This is a genomic window from Vibrio sp. SCSIO 43153 (assembly GCF_023716625.1).
In the GTDB taxonomy this organism is placed as follows: Bacteria; Pseudomonadota; Gammaproteobacteria; order Enterobacterales; family Vibrionaceae; genus Vibrio; species Vibrio rotiferianus.
This window is the reverse complement of the sequence record NZ_CP071855.1, coordinates 117,594-141,200: the sequence shown is the minus strand read 5'-3', so window position 1 is coordinate 141,200 and position 23,607 is coordinate 117,594. Positions and strand designations below refer to the sequence as shown.

The following is a 23,607-nucleotide window of genomic DNA, read 5'->3' as shown; positions in this document are numbered from 1 at the left end:
AAACGTGCTTGTGCAAATTGTTACTCTTTTTATCCAGAGCACTATATTTACATGTTCTTGCGTCACATCTCCTGCATCTAATTCATTCAAAAGGCTTATTCAATTCACACCTTCAATCATCCGCAGTACTACGTATTATATCACCCGTATAATAGACAATTAGTTTCTAAGCTCATTTGCTCATAGCAAATTGAAACAAAAGAACATCAATTTCTCACCTGTCGAGAAGCTATTCTGATAATAAGAATGAACAAGGTTGTCTATGCTAAAACGTTTATTTTCTCGCGAAAATCTTGAAAACACCCAATGCCCAAAATCCAATGTAGTTCTTCATTTCTCGGAAAGAGATTTATCGTCGAGCCACCTTCAACCAGCAAGGCTTAACAATACAGCTAAGCTAATCATCGCTTACATTTCTCCTCACTTGGATTTTAAAAATATCAATCAAAAGCTACAACAAGCTCTGCATGGCATCCAACATGTCATAACAGTTCAAACTGCGGGTGAACTAGGTGGGAAAGGCGAGCTATACCATGCAACTGAGGGAAACTGGGACAACATTGTCCTACATTCTTTTTCTGAACAAATACTATTTGATGTCGACATCCACTCCGTTAACTTACATTGTGAAGACATAAAATCAGGAACTCCTACGAGAAGCTCACAACAAAGAATCGAAGCTATAGCTCGAGAAATCAAAGCATTAAACACTAAGTTCACGCCAAATTACTTTGATAGCGTAGCTTTGACTTACTTTGATGGTATTTCTGCCAGTGAAAACTTCTTCATGCAGGCGCTGTATCAAGAAGAAAGATTTCCGTGTTATTTCATCGGTGGCAGTGCAGGAGGAAAATTAGATTTTACCTCAGCAAAAGTAGCTTACAATGGCCAAGAGCAGAACAACAAAGCTCTTATCGCTTTCTTAAAACTGTCGCCAGAGTATCGTTATGGCATATTTAAAACACATAATTTTACTCGCAGTAAGGCGTACTTTACCGTCGCAGAGTTTGACCCAAACCTTCGAGTGCTTAAAAGCTTACTTGCATCTAACTCAAACAAACTTTCTACCCCTGTTGAAGCTCTTTGCCAGTACTTCAACTGTTCTCCCTCCGAATTGTCACAACACTTAACAGGCCATTCTTTCGGGGTAAGTATCAATGATGAGATGTTCATTCGTTCAATTGCTAACATCGACCTAGAGACGGGCCATATTTCATTCTTCTGTGATATGGAGTTTGGGGATCAACTTCACTTGTTATCCAGTGAAAGTCTAAGCTCGACAACGGCACGCGATTTTGAACAATTCTTACGAGGTAAGCCATCATCACCCGAAGCTATGATTGCTAACGACTGCATTTTGAGAAGACTCAACAACGCGAGCGAACTCAGCCAAGTGCGTTGTTTCAACGATATACCGGTTTCTGGCTTCTCTACTTTTGGTGAGTTGCTTGGCGTACATATGAATGAAACCTTAACTGCGCTCGCTTTTTTCAAAGTCGCTAACGGCGAGCGATTTTCGGACACCATTGCGGATAACTACCCCGTGAAATACGCTCATTATCGAGAGCACTTCCTTGCTAGAAATATCAATAGCAAAGCCTGTATCAACGATATTCAATCCGATCTCATTACGCAGCTCCAGCTTTATCGCCCGCTGCTACAAGATTCAAGCTCGCAACTTGAATCAATTGGTGGAGTATCTCAACAGTCTGCTGCTCACTTAAACGCAATCCATCAACAATTTTCGAAGTTCACTTCGCAGATTGAACAGCAAGCTGCGCATCGCGACACGCTAAAAGAGAGAATTCAATCACTCCAGTTGAGCTCTGAAAAAGTAGTCTCCATCCTAAAGGCTATTTCAGGTATTGCAGAACAAACCAACTTACTTGCTCTTAATGCTGCCATTGAGGCCGCTCGAGCGGGTGAGGCTGGACGAGGGTTTGCCGTAGTCGCCGATGAAGTGAGGGCTCTATCACTCAATACCCAGAAAAGCTTAAATGAAACTGGTGAGACTATAGATAATGTTTCATCTTCTATCACAGATATAGAAAGTTCAGTTCATGACATCAACCAAATCATCTCTCTCATTGTTGAAGAGTCTACACATTTAAGCCAACAGCTTGCAGAGCTAACAGATGCAAGCAACTCATCAGCCGATATGGCTATTAGAGGGGTAAACCAAGCTCAAGAGGCGCAAGTAGAGATGTCAAATATTGACAGTAACATCATAACCCTAGAGCAGTTGAGGAGCATCAGTTAACGAGGCTCGGTATTTACAGCGAGAATCAATTCTCGCTAATATCTTTCCCTTACCGTTAACGAGTGTGCGCTCAATGAAAACCAATTTAATTACCCGTGAAGGCTACAATCGCCTAAAAACCGAACTCGACTTTTTATGGCGAGAAGAACGCCCAGAAGTCACCAAAAAAGTTACTTGGGCAGCAAGCTTGGGCGACCGAAGCGAAAACGCAGATTATCAGTACAACAAAAAACGCCTGCGTGAAATTGACCGTCGTGTCAGATACTTACGAAAGCGCCTAGAGCAAGTCAAAGTTGTGGATTACTCACCTCAGCAGGAAGGCAAAGTGTTTTTTGGTGCTTGGGTGGAAATTGAGAATGAAGCGGGCGATGTAAAGAATTTCCGCATCGTTGGTCCCGATGAAATCTATGGTGATGCCAAAGGCTATATCTCGATTGATTCCCCAATGGCTCGTGCACTACTAAAAAAAGAAGTCGATGACGAATTCGCAGTAAGAACGCCGGAAGGCTACAAAGAATGGTTTATCAACAGCATTCGCTACCAAGCCGAAGACAATTGATCCTGTGACCCAATAAAAGAAAGCCGCACTTTTTAGTGCGGCTTTTGCGTTTTAAGGTACCAATCTTGAGGATTACTCTTCGTAGTCTGGCTTCTCGGTCACAATGTAGTTGGTGTCGCTGGCAACGATCGCACCGTGCTTCAAGAAGTTCTTACCCAGAATCATGCTGTAATGGAAGCGGCTACGGTCTTGCAAGTTAACGCGAATCTTCTTCTCTAATTCGCCAAGCTTAACGTGCATTTCTACTACAGGACGTACGTTGGCTTTCTCACCTTTCTTGGCTTTAATGCGCATCACGTCAACAACGGGCTTGGTAAATTCTTTCTTCATACCGCTGTCGTTCTCGTAGGTGAAGCTCACCATGTCTTTGCCATCTTTCTTGAACTGTTTGATGTTCTTGGCATTAATCGAGCTCACATCCGCGCCTGTATCCAATTTCACAGGGAAAGACATACCTTCCACTTCTGCTACTTCGATGTGGCCCGCTTTGAAGAGTGGACGCGCATCGAGTAAGTGGTCAGCGCGTGTATTCAGCAGCACACCACCTTTCGCCATGTTGTGGCCGAAGACAAAGAACGGCTGTTCTTGATCGTCTTTCTCCAATACATCAATGGCAAATTCGATGCTCTTCTCTTCATCACCAAATAGGAAGTCACCTTCAACGACTGGGCGAACTGAGTCACCCACTTTGAGCTTCTTCAATACGTGTTTAGTGATTTTCTCTTCCTTGCCTTTCGCGCTTGGCAGATAGAAGGTCACGACTTCTTTCTTGTCTTTTTCCGTCAATTCAAAGCCATCCACACGTAACAATGGCGTTTTAACCGCGAAGGTTGGATACGCAGGCAGTACATGACCATCAATATTGACTGACTCTTCAGGTGAGATAACCAATGGCTTAGATTTCAGAGCATTCTTAAATGACTTCTCAACGCCACCGAGCAAGTTCTCTTTGTCAGTGTCAATCACGAAGTGCTGGCTTGCAACGTCTTTACCAAGACGAATTTGCGAGCTAAAGCTGCTGCGATCGCGCAAGTAAACCAGCCATTGTTGCGTCTCGGTTTCACTCACTTTCACCGGAAGATAAACCAAAGGACGCTCACTCTTGCTGGTTTTCAACATACGTACTAATGGCAGGGTCATTGGATGACGCTTGCCGTTCTCACCTTCTAAAGTGAAAGAAACTTGTTTTTTCTTCTTATCCACTTTGATATTCAGCGCATGTACGTTGGTGTAACGGCTAGAAGTTGAAATGCTCACCTTGTATGGTACTCCTTCCACTTCAACCGTTTCTTTCTTACCGATCATCTGCGCCTTTTGTTGCTCTTGCAGGTAATCGTAACCAGCAAATACCCACGCGTTGTTGTCGAGGTAAGTCTTACCGATCAAGATAGGTGCTGAGAATTGAGTACGCTTGGTCAGATTAACTACGGTGTCCACAGTGTGTCCTGCAATGGTCATCGGCATTTTCACCGTCGGGCGTAGAATTGGTTTTTCGCTGGTACGGCTGCGGATCGCACTGATGCGTTCAAGATCATCAGTGATCTTAATTTCTTTGCCTGTGTACGGATGATGAATAGTGAAACTCACGGTCACTTGGTACGGCTTAAAACTGTCAGCATCCCACTTGGCTTTGGTGCCACCAAGATCATCAATGATTGCCCACATCAGCTTGTTATCTTTGAGGCTTTTGTATTCTGGGTTGCTGCTGCTGACGTGAATGTTTTCTGCGTGCATTGAGGTCGTGTCGGCGCCGGTATCAATCTTGCCGATAAAAGGAACATCACTTAGCTCTGGAATCTCGCTGTAATAAACGCTTTCAACACGACCGAGAACCACTTTGCCGTCAAGTTGATAGATTGGATATTGAGTAGTCGCAGATAAAGATTGCGACCAAGAAAATGGAGCGACTAACAAGGCACCTGAAAGCGCCACAGCCAAAGACATTTTTTTCATTATTGTTTTCCGTAAGTGCCAAGGTACAGAATATAGGCAGTCATTTTTGAATAAGTTCTGAATTTAATTACAGTTTTGACACAAAATTGACCAATGTCCACCGACGCTCAGTAAATTTTTGAGTTACTAGTTTAAAACATTGCAAATTCCATGAATGACCCCAATGTTCTATACACAACCAATACCCAAACTGAATTAAAGAGAATACACGGATGAGCCAAGCTATCTGTCGCATGATTGCTCAAGAGCTGAATGTTCGCCCTGAGCAAGTCAATGCCGCTGTAACCCTTATCGATGACGGTAACACAGTCCCATTTATTGCTCGTTACCGTAAAGAGGTGACGGGCGGCCTTGATGATACCCAACTGCGTACTCTAGACAGCCGTCTGTCTTACCTTCGTGAACTGGACGATCGCCGTCAAACCATCCTGAAATCGATCCAAGAACAAGGCAAACTCACGCCAGAACTCGAACAAGAGATCACTCAGGCAGACAGCAAGACTCGTCTTGAAGACTTGTACTTACCTTACAAACCAAAGCGTCGCACCAAAGGTCAGATCGCCATTGAGGCCGGTCTTGAGCCACTTGCAGACCAGCTTTGGAATCATCCGCAAACGGAGCCAGAAAGCGAAGCAAGCAAATACCTTGATGCAGACAAAGGTGTGGCAGACACCAAAGCCGCACTGGATGGCGCGCGTGCGATCATCATGGAGCGCATCGCTGAAGACGCGAATCTACTAAAGAAGATCCGTGGTCACCTAAACCGCAATGCGGAAATGGGTGCTCGCGTCGTTGAAGGCAAAGAGCAAGAAGGTGAGAAGTTTAAAGACTACTTCAACCACAACGAACCACTAAGCAAAGTACCATCACACCGTGCGTTGGCGATGCTGCGTGGTCGCAATGAAGGCTTCCTGACATTGGCAATGAATGCCGATCCAGAGCAAGAAGAAGGCGTACGTCAGTCTTACTGCGAAACCATTATTGCTGACCACTACGGCGTGACGCTCAGCAGCGCACCGGCGGATGCATGGCGCAAGCAAGTGATCAACTGGTCATGGCGTATCAAAGTATCGATGCACATGGAAACCGAGCTAATGGGCGCAATGAAAGAGCGCGCAGAAATCGAAGCGATTGAAGTATTCGCCACCAACCTAAAAGACTTGTTGATGGCTGCGCCTGCGGGCCCTCGTGCAACACTTGGTCTCGATCCGGGTCTGCGCACAGGCTCGAAGATCGCTATTGTCGATCCGACTGGTAAAGTGCTTGCAACCGAAACCATCTACCCTCACCCACCACAAAAGCAATACGACAAGTCAGCGCAAATCGTCGATCAGTTGGTGCGCAAGTACAACGTCGATTTGATTGCGATCGGTAACGGCACGGCTTCACGTGAAACCGACAGCTTTGTCGCAGACGTCATCAAACGTGGCAACTTGAAAGTTCAGAAAATCATCGTGAGTGAAGCGGGTGCATCGGTTTACTCAGCGTCTGAGCTTGCAGCAAAAGAATTCCCAAATATGGACGTGTCTCTGCGTGGTGCGGTGTCGATTGCCCGTCGTCTACAAGACCCGCTAGCGGAACTAGTGAAAATTGATCCTAAGTCGATCGGCGTGGGTCAGTATCAGCACGATGTTAGCCAATCTATGCTGGCAAAACGCCTAGATGCGATTGTCGAAGACTGTGTAAACGCGGTCGGCGTAGACGTGAACACCGCTTCTGCAGCATTACTGACGCGCGTAGCGGGCTTGTCGAGCACCATCGCGCAGAATATTGTCGACTTCCGTGATGAAAACGGTCGTTTCGAAGCACGTACAACCTTGAAGAAAGTGCCTCGTTTAGGTCCTAAGGCGTTCGAGCAGTGTGCAGGTTTCCTACGTATTATGGATGGTAAGAACCCCCTTGATGCATCTGCCGTTCACCCAGAAGCGTACCCAGTGGTAAAAGCGATTTCTGAGAAGAACAACAAAGACATCAAAGCACTGATTGGTGATTCAAGCTTCCTAAAAGGTCTGCATGCGGTGGATTACACCGACGATAACTTCGGTGTGCCAACCATTACCGACATCATTAAAGAGCTAGATAAGCCGGGTCGTGACCCACGTCCAGAATTCAAAACGGCGACGTTTGCAGAAGGCGTGAACTCAGTTTCTGACTTAGAGCCGGGCATGATTCTAGAAGGCGTAGTATCGAACGTAGCAAACTTTGGTGCCTTCGTTGATATCGGCGTTCACCAAGATGGTCTCGTACACATCTCAGCACTGACAGACCGCTTTGTGTCGGATCCACGTGAAGTGGTGAAAGCGGGCGACATCGTCAAAGTGAAAGTGATGGAAGTCGACGTACAACGCAAGCGTATCGCTCTATCCATGCGTTTGAACGATGAACCTGGCCAAGACAATCGCAGCCAACGTTCCGCTGCGCCGCGTCGTAATGACCAGCCACAACGTCGCCAGCCTCGCCGTGATGATGCAGCCTCAAACAACGCAATGGGTGGTGCATTTGCAGCCGCGTTTGCTAAAGCGAAAAAGTAATCTCACCTAAGCCTCACAGCTAAAAAGAAAACGCTCCAATCAGTCAGCCTGCTTGGAGCGTTTTTGTTTGAATAGGATATTGAGTCGTCATAATACTGCTATCACTTCTGACGGTGTATGGGGCGCAACCGAATGACCATAATGAAACTTGATCACCTTCCTGCGTTTTTCCATTAATCCTTCTTTGACCGCAGCATCCAAAATGCGCTTAGGCAAGCGGAATCGAATCGCGTAACTCTTTCCTTGGCTGTTACTATAAGTACTCAGTGCGAGAAGATCGAAAAGTCGCGCTAAGGCATCTTTCGGTTCCTCATGATATTGAGTATCAACCTCAGTCTCCATTTCATAATCGGGATGCTCGGAAGGATCCCAAGAAGACTGACGTCGCCTTTTATCATCACTTTTGACTTTTCTTTCAGCGTTGGTTTTCGCTAAAGCGACCGTTGGTGCAACAGGTTCACGAACTTTATTATCTCGTGCAGCCTGCTCCGTCTGCACATTCACGGATGGGGCGATCAGTGGCACACTCACAGTGGTCGGTGACACAATCATTGCGAATCCTCCTCAAAGAATCGCCCAAACTCGCCAATTCAGCCAAAACACAAAAATGACACCTTGCGCTTTAGCAACTTCTTTATCGACCAATTTTTATACAACTTTAGCAACTTGTTGCATCCAATTATCGTTCAGTGACAAATTCAATAAGCTGATCGCAAAAAGACTTCGATTCCGTCATAAAGGGAGCATGAGATGATTGAGCAAAAATATATTGCTTCGAGTCCGGCATAACCTCTTGTAGATCGTGCGCTACTTTGATCGGAACCAACCCATCTAAACGACCGTACAAACGCAATACAGGCATTGCTAATTGCGCAAGCTGATCGCGCAAATCGACATCCGCCAAAATATTTAAGCCTACCAGCAAAGAGTCTGGATTTGGTTGAGGTCGAGACAGCACGGCTTGTTTAAGTTGCCTAACATCTTGACGAGCAGAAGGGCTACCCATCGCCTGTAACGCCATAAAACGCTCAATCGTTTGTGAGAAGTCTTCCATTAACTGTTCAGTAAACGCACTCAGCACATTAGGTTGAATGCCACGCCATGGACGTTGTGCCGCGAACTTAGGCGAGCTTGCTACCGTAATTAACTTATTCACTCTGTCTGGCGCATTCAATGCCACATGCGTAGCCACTAATCCACCTAGTGACCATCCGAGCCACACCGCCTTTTCTGGTGCGCCTTGAAGTACCATTTCTGCTATCTCAGCGAGATCTTGCGCATGACTGCTTGCACTATGTCCATAGCCGGGTAAGTCCACAACATGCAATGTAAACTGAGACTGAAGCGCTTCTACCGTTTGCTGCCAAACCGCGCCATTCATGCCCCAGCCATGAAGCAATACTAAATCCGGCCCTTGGCCAAACGACTGCCAGTGCAATTTCGTGCTCATGCTCTCAACCTCTCCTACTAATTTGAACGGATAACCATTTCAATGCTGATAAGCTAGTTTTCTCACTAAAGGAAACTGTATGTTATCTCATCACTGGCAAAACATCATGTTTCGCCTTCTCGGTAGCCAATGTGCACTTTGCCAGTTCCCGCTCGAAAGTGGGCAACCTTCCATTCTGCGTTGGTGTTCCAGCTGTACTGAACTACTACAACCTCAGCCAAGGTGTTTGCGCTGCGGACTCCAACTTCACTCTACAGATTCAGAGCAGGTATTAGTCTGCGGCGCTTGTTTAGCGGATCCACCACCCTGGCATAAACTCTACACCTTAGGTGATTACAGCTTCCCACTGGCTGGGGAAATTCAGCGATTTAAAGATCGCCGTGAATTATGGCAAGTGTCGGGGCTTTGCCATCAACTTGCAGAGCAAATCTCGGACCCTGCCCCACTATTGACAAGCGTCCCCATTCATTGGAAACGCTACCTCACCAGGGGCTTCAATCAAAGTGCAATCTTAACGCGCTACCTTGCACAAAACTTATCGCAAGCACACGATACTCAACTTTTTAGCAAAGTGCGTTATACCCGCTCTCAACGACACTACCGAAAACAGCTTAGAGAAGAGAATCTCGCTCATGCCTTTAAGCTAAATCGAATCCCAGAACAAAAACACATCGCCATTGTTGATGATGTGGTTACCACAGGCAGTACGGTCCGACAATTATGTCAATTACTACTTGAAGTTGGGGTCGAAAGAATTGATATTTACTGCATCTGCCGAACTCCTGTTCCAAATACGATCTAGAACGCTTTGCCATGCCTTAGTAGCAAAAATACTAGACCGTTACGCTAACAAGAGTAAAATAGCAGCAATAGCCTACAAAATTACTCAGGTATTCGTCGTGTCAAATATTACTATTACAGAAACAGCGCAAACACATTTCGCTAACCTTTTGGGCCAACAGCCTGAAGGTACTAACATTCGAGTGTTCGTCGTTAATCCAGGAACACAAAACGCTGAATGCGGCGTATCTTACTGCCCACCTGAAGCGGTTGAAGGTACTGACACTGAAATCCCTTACAGCGGTTTCTCTGCATTCGTCGACGAGCTAAGCTTACCGTTCCTTGAAGATGCTGAAATCGACTTCGTGACAGACAAGATGGGTTCACAACTGACCCTTAAAGCGCCTAACGCCAAAATGCGCAAAGTGTCTGACGACGCACCGCTTGTAGAGCGTGTTGAGTATGTCATTCAAACTCAAGTGAACCCACAACTAGCTGGTCACGGTGGCCACGTAAACCTAGTTGAAATCACAGAAGATGGTATTGCTATCGTCGCATTTGGTGGTGGCTGTAATGGCTGTTCAATGGTTGATGTCACTCTAAAAGAGGGCATCGAAAAAGAACTGCTAAACCAATTTGTTGGTGAACTAACAGCAGTTCGTGATGCGACTGAACACGATCGCGGTGATCACTCTTACTACTAAGCTAATTTAAGCTAAGTAAAAGTAAATTAGGGAGGCGTTTGCTTCCCTTTTTTAATTATTGGCGTTTTATCAAACTAGAAACTCAAGCGTTCTTTTCATATATTAGGAAATCTCACTGACTCAGTGAGCAACCGACACAAAGGAGCCAGCGCATGTCGAAACGGACCCCACCAGAGATACTCTCTTGTCAGACGGTCGCACAATCTAAGCTGTTTGCCGTGGAAGCCCTCGACCTTCGCTTCTCCAATGGTGAGCTTCGCACTTATGAGCGTATGAAGCCAAATGGCCGTGATGCCGTGATGGTTGTCCCGGTGACTGAGCAAGGAGACTTGCTCCTTGTTCGAGAGTTCGCAGCTGGCACCGAACGCTACGAACTGGGCTTTCCGAAAGGATTGATTGACCCAGGAGAAACGCCACACCAAGCCGCAGATCGAGAGCTCAAAGAAGAAATCGGTTTTGGTTCGAACATTCTCACACCATTAAAGCAAGTCATCCTTGCTCCTTCTTACTTCTCAAGCAAGATGACTTTGTTCTTAGGACAAGGTTTATACCCTGAAAGACAACAAGGTGACGAGCCAGAACCATTAGAGGTAGTTCGCTGGCCGCTAGCACAAGCAGAAGAGTTACTTACTCACCTCGACTTTTGTGAGGCACGTAGTATCACTGCACTGATGTTGGCACTAAAGCACTTACCAAACACCACTCACAACCAAAATCAATAAGGCCAACCAGGCGCGCAATAATTGTGAGAAAGGACTATTACTTATGCCAATGACAAAAGATCTATCACATTTACTTCCACAAGTTATCGAGATCGCTCGCAGTGCGGGTCAACTGATTCTCGATATCTACGAAAACAAGCAATATGAAGCGTATACCAAAAGCGACGAAACCCCAGTCACTAGTGCCGACATTGCTGCTCATAAACTGATTACGAAGCAATTGAGTGAACTAACACCCGATATCCCGGTACTTTCAGAAGAAGCCGCAGATATCAGTTTAGAACAGCGAGCGAAATGGGATCGATACTGGCTCGTCGATCCACTTGATGGCACACAAGAGTTCATCGCACGCAGTGGCGACTTTGCGACCATCATTGCACTGATCGACAACAACAAGCCAACCATGGGTGTGGTTTATGGTCCTGTTTCTGGTGTCACTTACTATGCCTACAGCGGCAAGGGAGCATGGAAAATTCCTGACATGTCTGAAAGCGTGAAAATTCAGACTCACAAGCACGAAAGTCCGGGGCAAAACATCGCTATCGCCATCAGTCGTCGTCAAGATATCAACCGTATTACTGGTCGCATGAGCAGCGCTTGGAACTATGACTTGATCCCACTCGGCTCTGCCGCACTCAAAGCATGCCTTGTTGCTGAAGGCGCTGTGGACTGTTACTTACGTCTAGGTCCAACTGGCGAGTGGGATACTGCTGCTACGCAGTGCATTGTGGAAGAAGCGGGCGGACGCATTCTCAGCACACAACTTGAACCGCTGTCTTACAATGAGCGCGAGACGTTGGAGAACCCAAACTTCATCGTACTGGGTGACGCGGATTTGCCTTGGGACGAGATTCTACAGCGCAAGGATTGATCACAATCCAACCTTCATTACTAGATTTTAAAAAGGTCACCAATCAACTTCGTGGCCTTTCTTTTTGCCTCTTGTACAGCGATAGGAGCATTTAGCCTACGATAACCCAAATGCTCTTTTAGCTGTACGCATCAATACTATTAAGTTAAAAATCATAATCTTATATAAGTAGCCAATCATCTGATGAATTTCTTGTACAGCGAATTTAGGGTTTGGCCTACTATGATCCAAAAGCAAAAAGAGCTGCACAGTGGCAGCTCTTTGATGACGCTATGAATTCCAAGTTTGGCTAAAAGCGCCCTTGATAATTAAACTCGTATTGGCCTTGAGCATTTGGATTACCTAGCCACTTAAGCTGCTCACCCATGCTCGATGGAAATTCCGCACCAGGTTTGAACCAAGCTTTAGTTGAATAGCGCTGATTTGGCATTAGCTCAGCAGAAAACGCTGCTGAAACTTGCTTACTCTTCTGCTCGCCCGATGTCGATAATACGCTGTCTTTGCAACTCAGGTCGGCAATAACAGGACCAAGCTCAAGGCTGCCTAGCGGGCTTTGAATGCCACTTGCACTCCAAACTAACGTACCTTCGCCTGTCTTACACCAAGGAGCCGCATACGTCGCATGACGTATATTTAGCTCAAGTTGACCATCTACGCTAACTGGAACTGGAAGGCGTGTCTGCTCAACCACTTTTGCTGCGGGGATAGAAGCAACCACATTTTCCGCATACGGACCGCTGCCGAGACTGTAGCCAACCAAACCACGCCCACGAACATCCATATCGCTACCACGACCAAAACGTACAGCAAACTCTGCTTTACCAGTAAATAAGCCCGATAGTTGAAAATCCCAGTTAACTTCACCTAAGTTTTGGCGCTGCCAATACACGGAAGAGGCTTTACCCTGCCACACGGTGCCCTGAGCGTTTTGAATATCCAGCCCTCTCACCTGAGGTACCTGTTGCATAACCCAAGATACAGGCAACCCTGCAACTAAACTAAATGAGAAAAAGGCAACAAATATAAAGACGTAAAGAAGTACTCGCTTCACCCTAACCTCGCTTAAACTGCAAACGGTTGACATCAATCATACCGGCTTGCTCGGTACGATCGATATCCAAAAACTCCACTTCAATACCCTGTTGTTCTTTTAGGTAACGGAGCCAATCCACGAATTGATTAAACGCAAGTGGTTTAATCCACACTTGCACACTTTCATTTCGTGGCTGGACTCGAATCAGCTCAACCTTATAACGACGGGCGGAGGAAGAAACAATCTGGTTCAGCGGTTGAGTTGAATAGCTTACACCACCACTTCTACGTAACGCGGTAATATCATCGGCCTTATCTTCGACCCAACTAAGTAACTGTTTTTCAGTTTGGATTCGAGATTGAGCCAACTCGGCTCTTTGGGTGATAGGCTGCAGTATCCCCCAATAGATAATCCCAATGGCCGCCAACGCACCACAACCTAGCACTAACCGTTGCTCACGTTGCGAGATGCCACTCCACCAAGCCTGAATCGACATGATTAAATTTTTCATCCTGACCTCACAAACGCTTCAATACAAAGCTACCCATCACAACATTATCACTGCGATTGAGCTGCCCTTGTTCAACATTGAATTTTTCTGACAACTTCACTCTTGCTTGTTCGAATGGTTGGAAATCAGAGCTTCGAGCTTGAATTCTTACTTCACCTCGATTGCCATCATATTTAAAGCTTGTGATCTCTAAATCTTTTACTTGCCCCAATGTAGACGGCAGCGCAGCTAGCCACGCCATCATGGCCTCACCACCAGCCCCACCTGATAAGCGACGCTCTTCATCGTTCATTTGACGCTTTAAGTAGCTCACGGTTGGTATGCGCTTTTTACCGGGGAAGACTTGTCGGAAGATGCGTTCACTTTCAGCGCGATAGGCTTGGGCTTGCGCTTCATACTTGTGTACAGTAAAGAGCTGTTGAGCCACCAAGACCACCAGCAAAACTCCAGCGGCCACCGCTGTTTTTTGCCATACTTTCCAGTGCTTACCCCATGATGATTTGGGCTTGAACTCCCCAACCAGTACGTTGACATTGCTTTGCACACTGCCTTTTGCTAGCAAGGCCATTGGCATTTCAACTGGCTTTGCCACCCATACATCAGGTACGTTGTTATCTGGGATAGTACTGTAGCTTTCGAGTTTCCACTCTGTTTGCTCTTGCCCATAGGCAGAAAGATAAAGATCAAGCCATGCGCTATCTACTGCAGCACCGTGGTATTCGTTATGACGAATCAACCATTGCTCTCCCAGTGATACAGCCGTACTGTGCTCACTGACTGGCAGTGCCAAGACATCAGGAAGGATACGTTTGATAGTCAAACCTTGGCTAGTAAAACGCTGCAAAATGGTATGAATCCAAGCGCGCTCCACAGCACAAACATGAGCGCTATTCGCTTGCTTCTCTAAAACAGTAAAGTGCAGACTATCTACATCCTGTGCCACTTCATCTTCAACCAAGTAAGGCAGCATGCTATCAAACTGACGTGCCGCTCCAGGAGGAATATCCACCTCGGTCAGCACGACATCGCTAGCAGCAAGTAATGCAATGATCTGACGTTGCTCTGCGTAAGCCGCCAATTCATCTAAGTGTTCCCAACCAGCTAATTCTCCGCTGGCGATCACTTCCTGCTGTTGTGTAGACCATACCACCCAAGGTATGGTGCTTTGTTGTTCGCTACTCAGCCGAACGGTCAGAAACTCGCTCACTGATCCCTCCAAAACGACGGCGGACAACCGTCACTGTTTCTCGATTCGTACTTTGCAAAAGACTGCGGATTCGCACACGCGATTCATCCACTAAGACCTGAGCATCCAATTCAAAATAAGCACTATCTACACCCAGATAGCCTTTTGCTTTCTTCTTAATATCACCGCTGACGCCTGTCAGTTCAGACTCAGCCAAAAAATCATCAATACTGTCCCACCCATCGAACGGTCGCTTCTCTATCAGTTGTACAGCTTCACTGCTGCTCAACCCCGGAGAAAACATCGCAACCAATATCGGTGCTTGCTCAACTTCAATGGTATTCACGTTCAGTCGCCAATCGTCTGTCGGTATCGCACAAACCATCGGCGCAACATTTTGATATATCTCGCCACTTACTTGGTAAATTGAGCGTAGTTCGCTACTGTCGGCCATCAATCCATTAGGTGGCAAATAAGCAGGGTTCATACTTTCATAAGTGCTATCTTCAACCCCGGCAGTCGAACGTACCGAAGTGTCACTGTCAACATACTCCCATGTAGAGTCTGCGATCACCTCAGCTTGATAGGGCTCAACATTCGCTTCTTCCAAGAGTTTCAACCACGTTTGTACCAAGTATGGCCGAGCGGTTGGATCATTCGTTGGTTGAACACTAGCGAGAGCATTAAGGTTAAAGCACGCCTGTTTATCAACGATTCTTCCCGCAGCTTGCCCGTAATCCAACGGATAGATTTGATCTTTTATTGCCCATGGTTGGCTCAAATTGATGGTGTCACTGTCTTTGTAACTCTGCTCTATACCAATTTTAGCTAACGCTTCTACACCTAGACTGTACCAATAGGCTTGCTGGTAGTTTATTTGATTAGTTGCGCGCTGAAATTGCAAAAACAACCGTTCGGACATACTGGCAGCAACCGTCGCCATGATTGCTAGAAGCATCAATACAATAATTAAAGCAACACCACGCTGACGATTAGCCATTGTTGTTGCCTCCTGATTCACTCTTCTCTCCCGATTGGAATTCACCATCTGGAGTAAGATACGTTCGGCTGATCTCACCATAATCCTTTAGCGTCAGCACAACAGACACCGCTTTGGGTAGCGAATCGGCGGAATCCCAGTCTTTTTTCCACTGTTTACCGTCATAAAATCGGAGGTTGAACTCTTCAACCTCTGTCAGCAAAGGCGTGACAATACCTTGTTGAGCCACTGGTGTATCAGGATAGCGCCACCACACTCGCTGAAGAACGTTATCTTTAATCCGATAGCCGACTTTTGTCACTTCACCACGCGGAAACTGTTGTTGCGGGTTATGCCAACCTAAACGAGTAAACATGACGCCTTTGGCGTCGGAATCCAATAAGTAGTCTGACCAAAAAATCAGCTGCTTTGCTGGCTCTTCACCATTCGTACGACTGTGTCTGATGGCCATTTGGCGAAAGTCATTATCCATCATGACCATCGCTCGTTGCAGCTCATTAAGACGTTGGATCTTTTCTTGCGATAAAACGTCACTGCGCTGAACCTGGCTAACCACTTGGTATGCAGCAACACTTAAACTGGCAAAAATAGCAATGGATACCAACACCTCAATTAAGGTGAAACCTTTATGGCGAGTGGTTCGCCTCGCCGTGTATTTACTTGTCCACATAACTTCGTACCGTTACGATTGGACTGGCGCTTTTTTCTACCGCAACACTTACATCAAATGCTTTCAGCAATGGCTGCGTTGTCGCAACTGGCGTCACTTTCCAATACCACGTTCGACCGGCAAGTTCTTCGGTGCCCTTTTTCGCTTTCAACGCACTGCTGTCTAACATTACGTTGGCCATTTGGTTATCAACAACCATTGCTGCAAACATTTTTTCTTCTAAATAACTGACGGTATTAATGTGTTGGCTGACTGAGCGAATGACACTGATTGCTGCCGTTGCAAAAATGGCTAATGCAACCAATACCTCTAGTAAAGTCATGCCTCTAACTCGGTGATGCGATATACCCATAATGCTTGCTCTAGAAGATCGCATTGTCATCCTCTTCCACCTCGTCACCAGGAGCGTATAGTTTTATTTCCCCTGTTTCTTTACCAATAACACGCCAACCGTCGTTCTCTGCATCACCGTCTTGTGGATAAAATGACAACGTGAAAGGGGTTAGCTCGGCACTGGAAAAGATAAACACTTGTGGTGGCTTCTCTTTCTTCTTTTCCTCTTCATCAGCAAACATATCTTCATCAAATAATGATCCCGGCTCAAATAAGCGGTCATCTTTATCCCAAGCACCACCACCTAATTCAAGTTGGATTGCGATTCCATCTTCCAACTTGGTACTACTTGGAATCTGCTTCAACTCCAAAGGTTGCCAGCCATCCTCAGTTAGGTTTAATAAAGCATAGGTTGATTTTGCGTCATCAACGCGAACGCCAAAGTCTTTACCACTCAACACGGCTTCTTCATTTAGCAATTGCACTCGCTGATAAAAGCTTTGTGCGTATTGTTTGGATAAGTCTTTCTGACTGGTAGGTAAAGTAGTAATAACCGCCACAGCGGTAAGCGATAACAAAACCAGCACCAATAGAATTTCTATTAATGTAAAACCGAGGTGTTTTTGCATTCGCTTCATCAGTGCTGGTTTAAGCTAGGGCTTATTGGAAATCTTGCATGTTCCAGTTGCCAATATCAGCAGCTGGACCTTCACCACCCTCTTGACCATCTGCACCTAACGTGAAGATATCAATGGTGCCATTGTCACCAGGGCTTAGGTACTGGTACTCGTTACCCCATGGGTCATTTGGTAGACGCTTGATGTAACCACCATCACGGTAGTTGCGAGGCTCTGGGTTAGACGGCTTAGAAACTAATGCTTCCAAACCTTGATCCGTTGTTGGGTAAACGCTGTTATCCAACTTGTACATGTCTAATGCGTTTTCTAATGCCACGATGTCGGTAATCGCTTTTTGTTGATCGGCTTTCTCTTTATTACCTAGCAAGTTAGGCACAACAAAGCTTGCCAAAATACCCAAAATAACAACAACAACCATCACTTCTAACAGCGTAAAGCCCTGTTGTTTACTACGTTTCATTTTCATTATTTTCTCCGAAAGTTAGATTCAAGCCATTGCCACTATAGACAAGCCTTGACCCAGAATTTATCCACTCATTAAGTTATTCATTTCAAGCATTGGCATCAATGTCGCCATAACAATAAACAGTACGAGTCCTGCCATCAAAGCAATCAGGGCTGGCGTAAAGATGCCTAACGCAATATTGACCGTCGATTCAAAGTTCTGATCTTGGTTATCCGCTGCACGCGTCAACATACTCTCCAACTCACCACTTTGCTCACCACTGGCAATCATGTGCAGCATCATTGGCGGGAATAAACGAGTTTGATCTAAGGCTTTACGTAAGCTGGCGCCTTCACGCACATTGTCTGCGGCTAATAAGACTTGCTGCTTCACAAAGCGGTTTGACATTACGTCAACAGCCACTCTCATGCCCTCTAAGATAGGGATGGCACTAGATGTACAGATAGATAATGTACGAGCAAAACGAGCCGTGTTGAGCCCTTTCGAAATTTTTCCAAGCAAAGGTAAACTAAGAATTTTTCGATCCCATGCTAGGCGAAAGTTAGGTTTTTGTAGTGCTAATTTTAAGCCGTAGAATAACACCACCAGCACGACAAAAATCACGAGCCCCCACTCTTGAACAAACTCACTGGCAGCCAGCAAAATTTGTGTAGACTGAGGTAACTCTTGTCCCATCTGAATGATTGGTTCAATGATCTTTGGCACCACTGTTGCCAGTAGGAAGGAGACAATACCGACAGCAAATACCACCAACACCACAGGGTAAATCATGGCTTGCATCAGCTTAGAACGCATTTTCTGACGATTTTCTACGTAATCAGCCAAGCGTTCTAGAACCGTATCGAGATGACCAGACTTTTCACCTGCGGCCACCATTGAGCGAAATAGCTCATCAAAGATATGTGGATAATCAGCCAAGCTGTCCGCCAACGGATAGCCTTCCGTCACTTTAGAGCGCACAGCAGCGATCATGGTGCGAATACGAGGCTTTTCTGCTTGTTCAGATACCGCTTTTAAACACTCTTCCAGTGGCATACCAGACTGAACCAATGTCGAAAGCTGACGCGTGATAAGCGCAAGCTCTGCGGTTTTAATACCACGTTTGAACCCACCGGAAGCGCCTGAAGACTTAGCAGCTTTCGCTTTAGCTTCAACGACTTCAATCGGCACCATTCCTTGTTCTTTCAAACGCTGACGGACTTGACGAGCGTTGTCACCTTCAATAGTGCCTTTCTTTCGCTTCCCCGTCGCATCGAGTGCTTTGTACTCAAAAGCCGCCATTACGCTTCCTTAGTCACCCGCATCACTTCCTCTAGAGAGGTGATACCACGGCGCACTTTGCTCAAGCCATCACTGCGAATACTTGGCGTATGTGAACGAATCATTTTTTCAATTTCTTGTTCACCCGCTTCGCGATGAATCAATTCTTGAACGTTCTCATCGAGCATCAAGAGTTCATGAATACCAGTACGGCCGCGATAGCCTTTTTGGTTACAGGTTTCACACCCTTTCGCGCGATGCAATGTCAGTGAGTCATGCTCTGTTAAACCAAATAACTTCTTCTGTTCATTGTCGGCTTCATAAGGTTCTTTACAGTCTTGGCAAAGTGTTCTTACCAAACGCTGAGCAAGGACACCAAGCAATGAAGAAGATATTAAGAATGGCTCGATCCCCATATCACGCAGACGCGTTATCGCGCCAACCGCGGTATTGGTGTGCAGAGTCGACATAACCAAGTGGCCAGTCAAAGACGCTTGAACCGCGATCTGTGCGGTTTCTAAGTCACGAATCTCACCAACCATTACCACGTCCGGGTCTTGACGAAGAATCGCACGTAGACCACGAGCAAACGTCATATCAACTTTCGGGTTCACTTGCGTCTGGCCGATACCATCAATATCAAATTCGATCGGGTCTTCTACAGTAAGGATGTTGCGTTCGTTGCTGTTGATCTCTTGTAAGCCAGCATACAAGGTTGTTGATTTACCTGAACCTGTTGGACCAGTAACCAAAATAATGCCGTGCGGACGACCAATCAGATGACGGAAATTATCATGAACAGAAGGCGTCATGCCCAAGCTGTGTAAGTCTAGACGAGTCGCGTTCTTATCTAACAAACGCATTACCACTCGCTCACCATGCGATGAAGGCATGGTAGAAACACGAACATCGACAGCTCGGCCACCAATACGCAGAGAAATACGACCATCCTGTGGCACGCGCTTTTCCGCAATATCCAGTTTTGCCATTACTTTTACACGAGACACAAGTAATGGCGCGAGTTTACGACTTGGAGCTAAGACTTCACGCAAGACACCATCTACCCGAAAACGGATAGACAATGTTTTTTCAAACGTTTCGATGTGAATATCTGATGCCCCTTCTTTGATTGCCTCGCCAAGCATGGCGTTGATCAATTTAATAATGGGCGCATCATCTTCCGACTCAAGCAAGTCCTCATTTTGCGGCAGCTCCTCAGCTAATGAGAAGAAGTCATCATCGGCACCAATGTCTTCCATCAGTTGACGCGCTTCTGAAGAGTCACGTTGATAAGCTTCAGTCAGTTTTTTGTCGAACGCCTCTTTATCAAGGGGCTGAGGGACAAATGCATGTTTTAGCACGCGTCTAACTTCAACCAAAGCCGCTGCACTCAGCGGCTCTACGTAATACAGCACTGGAGGGCGCTCAGGGTGTTCTGTCTCCAATACCAGTTTAAAGCGGTTAGCAAAACTGAATGGCAGACGACGCAAGCTTGGCGCGGTGTCTAGCATATCAACCATTACTTCACTTCCATTTGATCGATAAAGGCTTGAATTTCAGGCGCCAATTGACGTTCATGGCCAAACTCAGGCATTACCGGAATCTTAGAATCTTCCATCAACTTCAGGCCTTCTTGCGCTTTGTATAGCTGCTCTGCACGGATAAAGTTGTACTTACGCTGGGTAATACCATCGGCGGTCATACCATCACGAATGATCGTTGGCTTGATGAAAACCATCAGATTGCGCTTTTCAGTTTGAGTACTGGTTGACTTAAACAAGTGGCCAATCACTGGAATGTCACCCAGTAGTGGCACTTTAGACTCGCTTTCTAATGCGCGCTCATCAACCAAGCCACCAAGTACTAGCATTTGACCATCTTGAATCATGACCGACGTGTTTAGCTGACGTTTAGCAAAGCGAACGTCTACTGCACCATTTGCGCCCAGTACATTTGATACTTCTTGTTCAATGTTCAACTGAACAGAATCGCCTTCGTTGATCTGTGGTACCACCTTCAACTTGATGCCCACTTCTTTGCGATCAACCGTTTGGAATGGGTTATCGTTGTTCGAGCCAGCAGTTGAACCAGTAATAACCGGAACTTCTTCACCAACGATGAATGACGCTTCACCGTTATCCATAACAGTAATGCTTGGAGAAGACAGAATGTTTGAGTTTGAGTCAGAAGCAACGGCACTGATTAATGCAGTCCAGTCCCCCATAACAATACTCATCGCAGCGCCATTCACACCACCCAAGGCGGCTGCTAACGTTGAGTAATCGCCTTGCTCAGTCGTCGTTTCGTTACGTAGGAAGTTACCATCAACATCATAAACCGCTTTTGTGGTTGTGGTGTCTTTCGCTTCTTCCAAACCAACCATGACCTGGCCAATCGGAGCACCAGTATTGCCATACTGAATCACCGCCCCCGTTTCTAGCGAGCCCCACTGAACACCTAAGTTAATGCCATCACCTTCGGACATTTCTACAATCAGTGCTTCAATCAGAACTTGAGCACGACGAATATCCAGTTGAGAAATTACGTCTTGGAGTGCCATCATGATATCTGGCGGCGCCGTCAACACTAGAGAGTTGGTCGCTTCATGGGCAGCAATCACCACTTCACCACGCTTAGCTGAAGAGGCTCCTTTTTGACCCGCTTGTTTTTCCGCTTGCAGGTTATCAGATACGCCTTTCAGTACATCCACCAAGTCTTCCGCTTTAGCATACTTAAGGTAAACCACACGGTTGTTGCCTTTGGTTGCCATTTCCACGTCAAGTTGGCGAATCAAACGTTTCAGACGCGCGCGGACTTTAGGGTCACCAGAAATCAGAATCGAGTTAGTACGCTCATCCGCTACGATTTTTGGCTCTAGGAACTCTGGCGTGCTCTTTTGATTAGTCGTTTTATTCAACGCTTCAACGATACGTACCATCTCAGCGGCTGAAGCATTACGTAGTTCTACCAGCTCAATTTCTTTATCACCCGCTTGGTCAACACGCTTAATGATTTCAGCAAGACGGTTTACGACCGCAGCACGCCCTGTGATCAAAATGATATTCGCAGGGTCGTAATGAACCACGTTACCAGCACCAGCGTTGTCGATCAGCTGACGAAGCAAAGGAGACAGCTCACGTACAGACACATTACGTACCGCAACAACACGTGTAATCACACTGTCGCCTTTGGCACTCGCATCGCCGAGTACAGGAATAGCCGACGTTTTAGAGTCTTTCGCTTTGATAACTTTTAATACGCCATTGTCCATTTCCACAACTGCGTAACCGTACACTTCAAGTACGTTAAGAAAGAAGCTGTAATATTGCTCTTCATTCAGTACATCGTAGCTGCGTACGTCGATCTTACCGCGCACCGATGGATCAACAATAATGGTCTTCTCTAGGTTTCGACCAACAATGTTAATGAACTCTTGAATGTCCGTGCCTTTGAAGCTCGCGCTAAAATCATTCGCGATTGCGCCTGGGGTGCAGAGTAGGCTGCCAGCAAGTAGCCACGCGCTTTTGCTTAACCAATGTTTCACGTATGTCTCCCTGAACTTACGCTTAGTGCCTAAGTATTAAAATTGGATATAGATGTCGTACTGTTGGCCATCTCGCTCAACAGTTAAGTTCAATTCTTGCAGGTTACTCATTTCCTGAGCGAGTTTTGCTAGTGAAGAAGGATCACGTAAGTCGATACCATTTAGCTCCACAGCAATATCACCTGCTTGTAAACCTACATCATTAAATAAAGAAGCTTCACGCCCTGGTGAAACGCGATAGCCGATCGTATTGCCATCCTTCTTTACTTCTGAAATGCTGATGTAGTTAAAAACTCGTTTAGGGTCACGTGCAATCTCAGCACGGATCTGATCCAGCTTCTCTTCAGAAACAGAAGCCTTTTCAACATTACTTTTTGCCACGGGTCTTGATTGCGTGCTCTGGGAGAGCTTCTTGTACTCAACCCCTTCAAGCATCAAGGTTTCATCTCGTCCTTGGTTATCGATAATCACACGATCTACCAAGACAGCTTTTAACTTCGCTCGAGTACCTTCAATTTCCTCACCAATACCATAAGTCGCTTGTTTACCACGATTGGCAATAACCGCGAGACTGGTATTCGCATTCGAACTTGCTACAGCACCTACCAAGGTAAGGTTCAAACGCGTTTTAGGGGCGTCTTTTACGATCGGTTGCTCAACCACAACGGGCTTTTGCTCATTGTACTTTCCAAATAGGTTGGCATTTTGGATCGCTGAGAAGTCGATGGCATCAGATTTATTGGTACTGACCGAAGAACTAGAAGATGGCTGCCATTTAGCAATGCCAGAGGATTGAGGCATTGCAAGCCAAACCAATTGACCTAATACCCACCCGATCATTGCAATCAATATGCACGTTGCTACCAAACTGAGTTTAGATTGAATAGCGAGATTGTTGGACTTAATCCGAGCCAATAGCGGGCTACTCAACAATCCAGCATTTAGCTCCAAACGCTTCACTTAATAAATTCCTTTATTGTTACGCTCGCCGATGAACACTCAAAATGACCGACGTTACCCTGAAAAATTTGCAACAACTTTACTAGTCAACAAAGAGCAGTGAACTATATCACAAGATAGTTTTTGCTCTGTTTTCTTATGCCGTTTTTGCCAACTCCCTTGAAAAAATTAGGCCT

At 46.0% G+C, this 23,607-nt stretch carries 22 protein-coding genes; 7 read left to right on the top strand and 15 right to left on the bottom strand.

Annotated elements, in window-relative coordinates; translation table 11 throughout:
• Nucleotides 1-262: 262 nt before the first annotated feature.
• Together J4N37_RS25120 and greB are read left to right on the top strand one after the other, a co-directional pair.
• Complete coding sequence (locus J4N37_RS25120; protein WP_286036617.1) at nt 263-2,260, top strand: methyl-accepting chemotaxis protein; 1,998 nt, start codon at nt 263-265, stop codon at nt 2,258-2,260.
• Between the two features lie 73 nt (nt 2,261-2,333).
• The gene (greB, locus tag J4N37_RS00630) at nt 2,334-2,819 is read left to right on the top strand and encodes a transcription elongation factor GreB (protein WP_050914440.1); all 486 of its coding nucleotides are present in this window, start codon (nt 2,334-2,336) and stop codon (nt 2,817-2,819) included.
• Between the two features lie 72 nt (nt 2,820-2,891).
• On the opposite strand, the gene J4N37_RS00625 is transcribed toward greB, so the two are convergent.
• Nucleotides 2,892-4,772, bottom strand: a complete 1,881-nt coding sequence (locus J4N37_RS00625) for a putative ATP-dependent zinc protease (RefSeq protein WP_171305031.1) — start codon at nt 4,770-4,772, stop codon at nt 2,892-2,894.
• A gap of 212 nt (nt 4,773-4,984) precedes the next feature.
• Here J4N37_RS00625 and J4N37_RS00620 point away from each other — a divergent pair, with 212 nt between their 5' ends.
• Nucleotides 4,985-7,303 carry a Tex family protein gene (locus J4N37_RS00620; RefSeq protein ID WP_252041448.1) on the top strand — a complete coding sequence of 773 codons (2,319 nt, stop codon included), beginning with the start codon at nt 4,985-4,987 and terminating at the stop codon, nt 7,301-7,303.
• A gap of 87 nt (nt 7,304-7,390) precedes the next feature.
• Here J4N37_RS00620 and J4N37_RS00615 read toward each other — a convergent pair whose 3' ends face one another.
• Nucleotides 7,391-7,855 (bottom strand): hypothetical protein, encoded by a 465-nt coding sequence (locus J4N37_RS00615; RefSeq protein WP_038883402.1) that lies wholly within the window; start codon nt 7,853-7,855, stop codon nt 7,391-7,393.
• A 127-nt stretch (nt 7,856-7,982) separates the two neighbouring features.
• Nucleotides 7,983-8,753, bottom strand: coding sequence for a pimeloyl-ACP methyl ester esterase BioH (gene bioH, locus J4N37_RS00610; RefSeq protein WP_038883400.1), 771 nt, complete (start codon nt 8,751-8,753; stop codon nt 7,983-7,985).
• 79 nt (nt 8,754-8,832) lie between these two features.
• Between bioH and J4N37_RS00605 the strand changes: the two genes are divergently transcribed.
• From J4N37_RS00605 to cysQ, 4 genes are all read left to right on the top strand, one after another.
• Complete coding sequence (locus tag J4N37_RS00605; protein WP_252041447.1) at nt 8,833-9,555, top strand: ComF family protein; 723 nt, start codon at nt 8,833-8,835, stop codon at nt 9,553-9,555.
• A 97-nt stretch (nt 9,556-9,652) separates the two neighbouring features.
• Nucleotides 9,653-10,237 carry a Fe-S biogenesis protein NfuA gene (nfuA, locus tag J4N37_RS00600; RefSeq protein ID WP_010445007.1) on the top strand — a complete coding sequence of 195 codons (585 nt, stop codon included), beginning with the start codon at nt 9,653-9,655 and terminating at the stop codon, nt 10,235-10,237.
• Between the two features lie 152 nt (nt 10,238-10,389).
• Nucleotides 10,390-10,959: an ADP compounds hydrolase NudE gene (nudE, locus tag J4N37_RS00595; RefSeq protein ID WP_252041446.1), complete on the top strand. Its 570-nt coding sequence runs from the start codon at nt 10,390-10,392 to the stop codon at nt 10,957-10,959.
• Nucleotides 10,960-11,002: 43 nt separating this feature from the next.
• A complete protein-coding gene (gene cysQ / locus J4N37_RS00590; RefSeq protein ID WP_045386207.1) occupies nt 11,003-11,830 on the top strand; it encodes a 3'(2'),5'-bisphosphate nucleotidase CysQ in 828 nt (275 codons plus the stop codon).
• Nucleotides 11,831-12,119: 289 nt separating this feature from the next.
• Here the strand turns inward: cysQ and J4N37_RS00585 are convergent, their stop codons facing one another.
• From J4N37_RS00585 to gspC, 12 genes are read right to left on the bottom strand one after another with little or no spacing between them, the layout of a single operon-like run.
• A complete protein-coding gene (locus tag J4N37_RS00585) occupies nt 12,120-12,881 on the bottom strand; it encodes a type II secretion system protein N (RefSeq protein WP_252041444.1) in 762 nt (253 codons plus the stop codon).
• Between the two features lies 1 nt (nt 12,882).
• Entirely contained in the window at nt 12,883-13,374 is a 492-nt protein-coding gene (locus tag J4N37_RS00580) for a type II secretion system protein M (protein ID WP_252041442.1), read from the bottom strand.
• 7 nt (nt 13,375-13,381) lie between these two features.
• The gene (gspL, locus tag J4N37_RS00575) at nt 13,382-14,581 is read right to left on the bottom strand and encodes a type II secretion system protein GspL (RefSeq protein WP_252041440.1); all 1,200 of its coding nucleotides are present in this window, start codon (nt 14,579-14,581) and stop codon (nt 13,382-13,384) included.
• Complete coding sequence (gspK, locus tag J4N37_RS00570) at nt 14,550-15,560, bottom strand: type II secretion system minor pseudopilin GspK (RefSeq protein ID WP_010444994.1); 1,011 nt, start codon at nt 15,558-15,560, stop codon at nt 14,550-14,552. The genes gspL and gspK overlap by 32 nt, the downstream gene beginning before the upstream one ends.
• The gene (gene gspJ / locus J4N37_RS00565) at nt 15,553-16,230 is read right to left on the bottom strand and encodes a type II secretion system minor pseudopilin GspJ (protein WP_010444992.1); all 678 of its coding nucleotides are present in this window, start codon (nt 16,228-16,230) and stop codon (nt 15,553-15,555) included. The genes gspK and gspJ overlap by 8 nt, the downstream gene beginning before the upstream one ends.
• Nucleotides 16,217-16,552, bottom strand: a complete 336-nt coding sequence (gene gspI / locus J4N37_RS00560) for a type II secretion system minor pseudopilin GspI (RefSeq protein WP_086026495.1) — start codon at nt 16,550-16,552, stop codon at nt 16,217-16,219. Before gspI ends, gspJ begins: the two co-directional genes overlap by 14 nt.
• 40 nt (nt 16,553-16,592) lie before the next feature.
• The gene (gene gspH / locus J4N37_RS00555) at nt 16,593-17,192 is read right to left on the bottom strand and encodes a type II secretion system minor pseudopilin GspH (protein WP_138940710.1); all 600 of its coding nucleotides are present in this window, start codon (nt 17,190-17,192) and stop codon (nt 16,593-16,595) included.
• 31 nt (nt 17,193-17,223) lie between these two features.
• Complete coding sequence (gspG, locus tag J4N37_RS00550; RefSeq protein ID WP_010444986.1) at nt 17,224-17,667, bottom strand: type II secretion system major pseudopilin GspG; 444 nt, start codon at nt 17,665-17,667, stop codon at nt 17,224-17,226.
• A 60-nt stretch (nt 17,668-17,727) separates the two neighbouring features.
• Entirely contained in the window at nt 17,728-18,948 is a 1,221-nt protein-coding gene (gene gspF, locus J4N37_RS00545) for a type II secretion system inner membrane protein GspF (RefSeq protein ID WP_010444985.1), read from the bottom strand.
• Nucleotides 18,948-20,447, bottom strand: a complete 1,500-nt coding sequence (gene gspE / locus J4N37_RS00540; protein ID WP_010444984.1) for a type II secretion system ATPase GspE — start codon at nt 20,445-20,447, stop codon at nt 18,948-18,950. The genes gspF and gspE overlap by 1 nt, the downstream gene beginning before the upstream one ends.
• A complete protein-coding gene (gene gspD / locus J4N37_RS00535; protein WP_045386191.1) occupies nt 20,447-22,471 on the bottom strand; it encodes a type II secretion system secretin GspD in 2,025 nt (674 codons plus the stop codon). Before gspD ends, gspE begins: the two co-directional genes overlap by 1 nt.
• Nucleotides 22,472-22,507: 36 nt before the next feature.
• Entirely contained in the window at nt 22,508-23,431 is a 924-nt protein-coding gene (gene gspC, locus J4N37_RS00530) for a type II secretion system protein GspC (protein WP_252041438.1), read from the bottom strand.
• Between the last annotated feature and the right edge of the window lie 176 nt (nt 23,432-23,607).

Coding starts and splice junctions, on each gene's coding strand:
- J4N37_RS25120 (WP_286036617.1), top strand. CDS start 263: ATGCTAAAACGTTTATTTTCTCGCGAAAATCTTGAAAACACCCAATGC.
- greB (WP_050914440.1), top strand. CDS start 2,334: ATGAAAACCAATTTAATTACCCGTGAAGGCTACAATCGCCTAAAAACC.
- J4N37_RS00625 (WP_171305031.1), bottom strand. CDS start 4,772: ATGAAAAAAATGTCTTTGGCTGTGGCGCTTTCAGGTGCCTTGTTAGTC.
- J4N37_RS00620 (WP_252041448.1), top strand. CDS start 4,985: ATGAGCCAAGCTATCTGTCGCATGATTGCTCAAGAGCTGAATGTTCGC.
- J4N37_RS00615 (WP_038883402.1), bottom strand. CDS start 7,855: ATGATTGTGTCACCGACCACTGTGAGTGTGCCACTGATCGCCCCATCC.
- bioH (WP_038883400.1), bottom strand. CDS start 8,753: ATGAGCACGAAATTGCACTGGCAGTCGTTTGGCCAAGGGCCGGATTTA.
- J4N37_RS00605 (WP_252041447.1), top strand. CDS start 8,833: ATGTTATCTCATCACTGGCAAAACATCATGTTTCGCCTTCTCGGTAGC.
- nudE (WP_252041446.1), top strand. CDS start 10,390: ATGTCGAAACGGACCCCACCAGAGATACTCTCTTGTCAGACGGTCGCA.
- cysQ (WP_045386207.1), top strand. CDS start 11,003: ATGCCAATGACAAAAGATCTATCACATTTACTTCCACAAGTTATCGAG.
- J4N37_RS00580 (WP_252041442.1), bottom strand. CDS start 13,374: ATGAAAAATTTAATCATGTCGATTCAGGCTTGGTGGAGTGGCATCTCG.
- gspK (WP_010444994.1), bottom strand. CDS start 15,560: ATGGCTAATCGTCAGCGTGGTGTTGCTTTAATTATTGTATTGATGCTT.
- gspJ (WP_010444992.1), bottom strand. CDS start 16,230: ATGTGGACAAGTAAATACACGGCGAGGCGAACCACTCGCCATAAAGGT.
- gspI (WP_086026495.1), bottom strand. CDS start 16,552: ATGACTTTACTAGAGGTATTGGTTGCATTAGCCATTTTTGCAACGGCA.
- gspH (WP_138940710.1), bottom strand. CDS start 17,192: ATGCAAAAACACCTCGGTTTTACATTAATAGAAATTCTATTGGTGCTG.
- gspG (WP_010444986.1), bottom strand. CDS start 17,667: ATGAAAATGAAACGTAGTAAACAACAGGGCTTTACGCTGTTAGAAGTG.
- gspF (WP_010444985.1), bottom strand. CDS start 18,948: ATGGCGGCTTTTGAGTACAAAGCACTCGATGCGACGGGGAAGCGAAAG.
- gspE (WP_010444984.1), bottom strand. CDS start 20,447: ATGGTTGATATGCTAGACACCGCGCCAAGCTTGCGTCGTCTGCCATTC.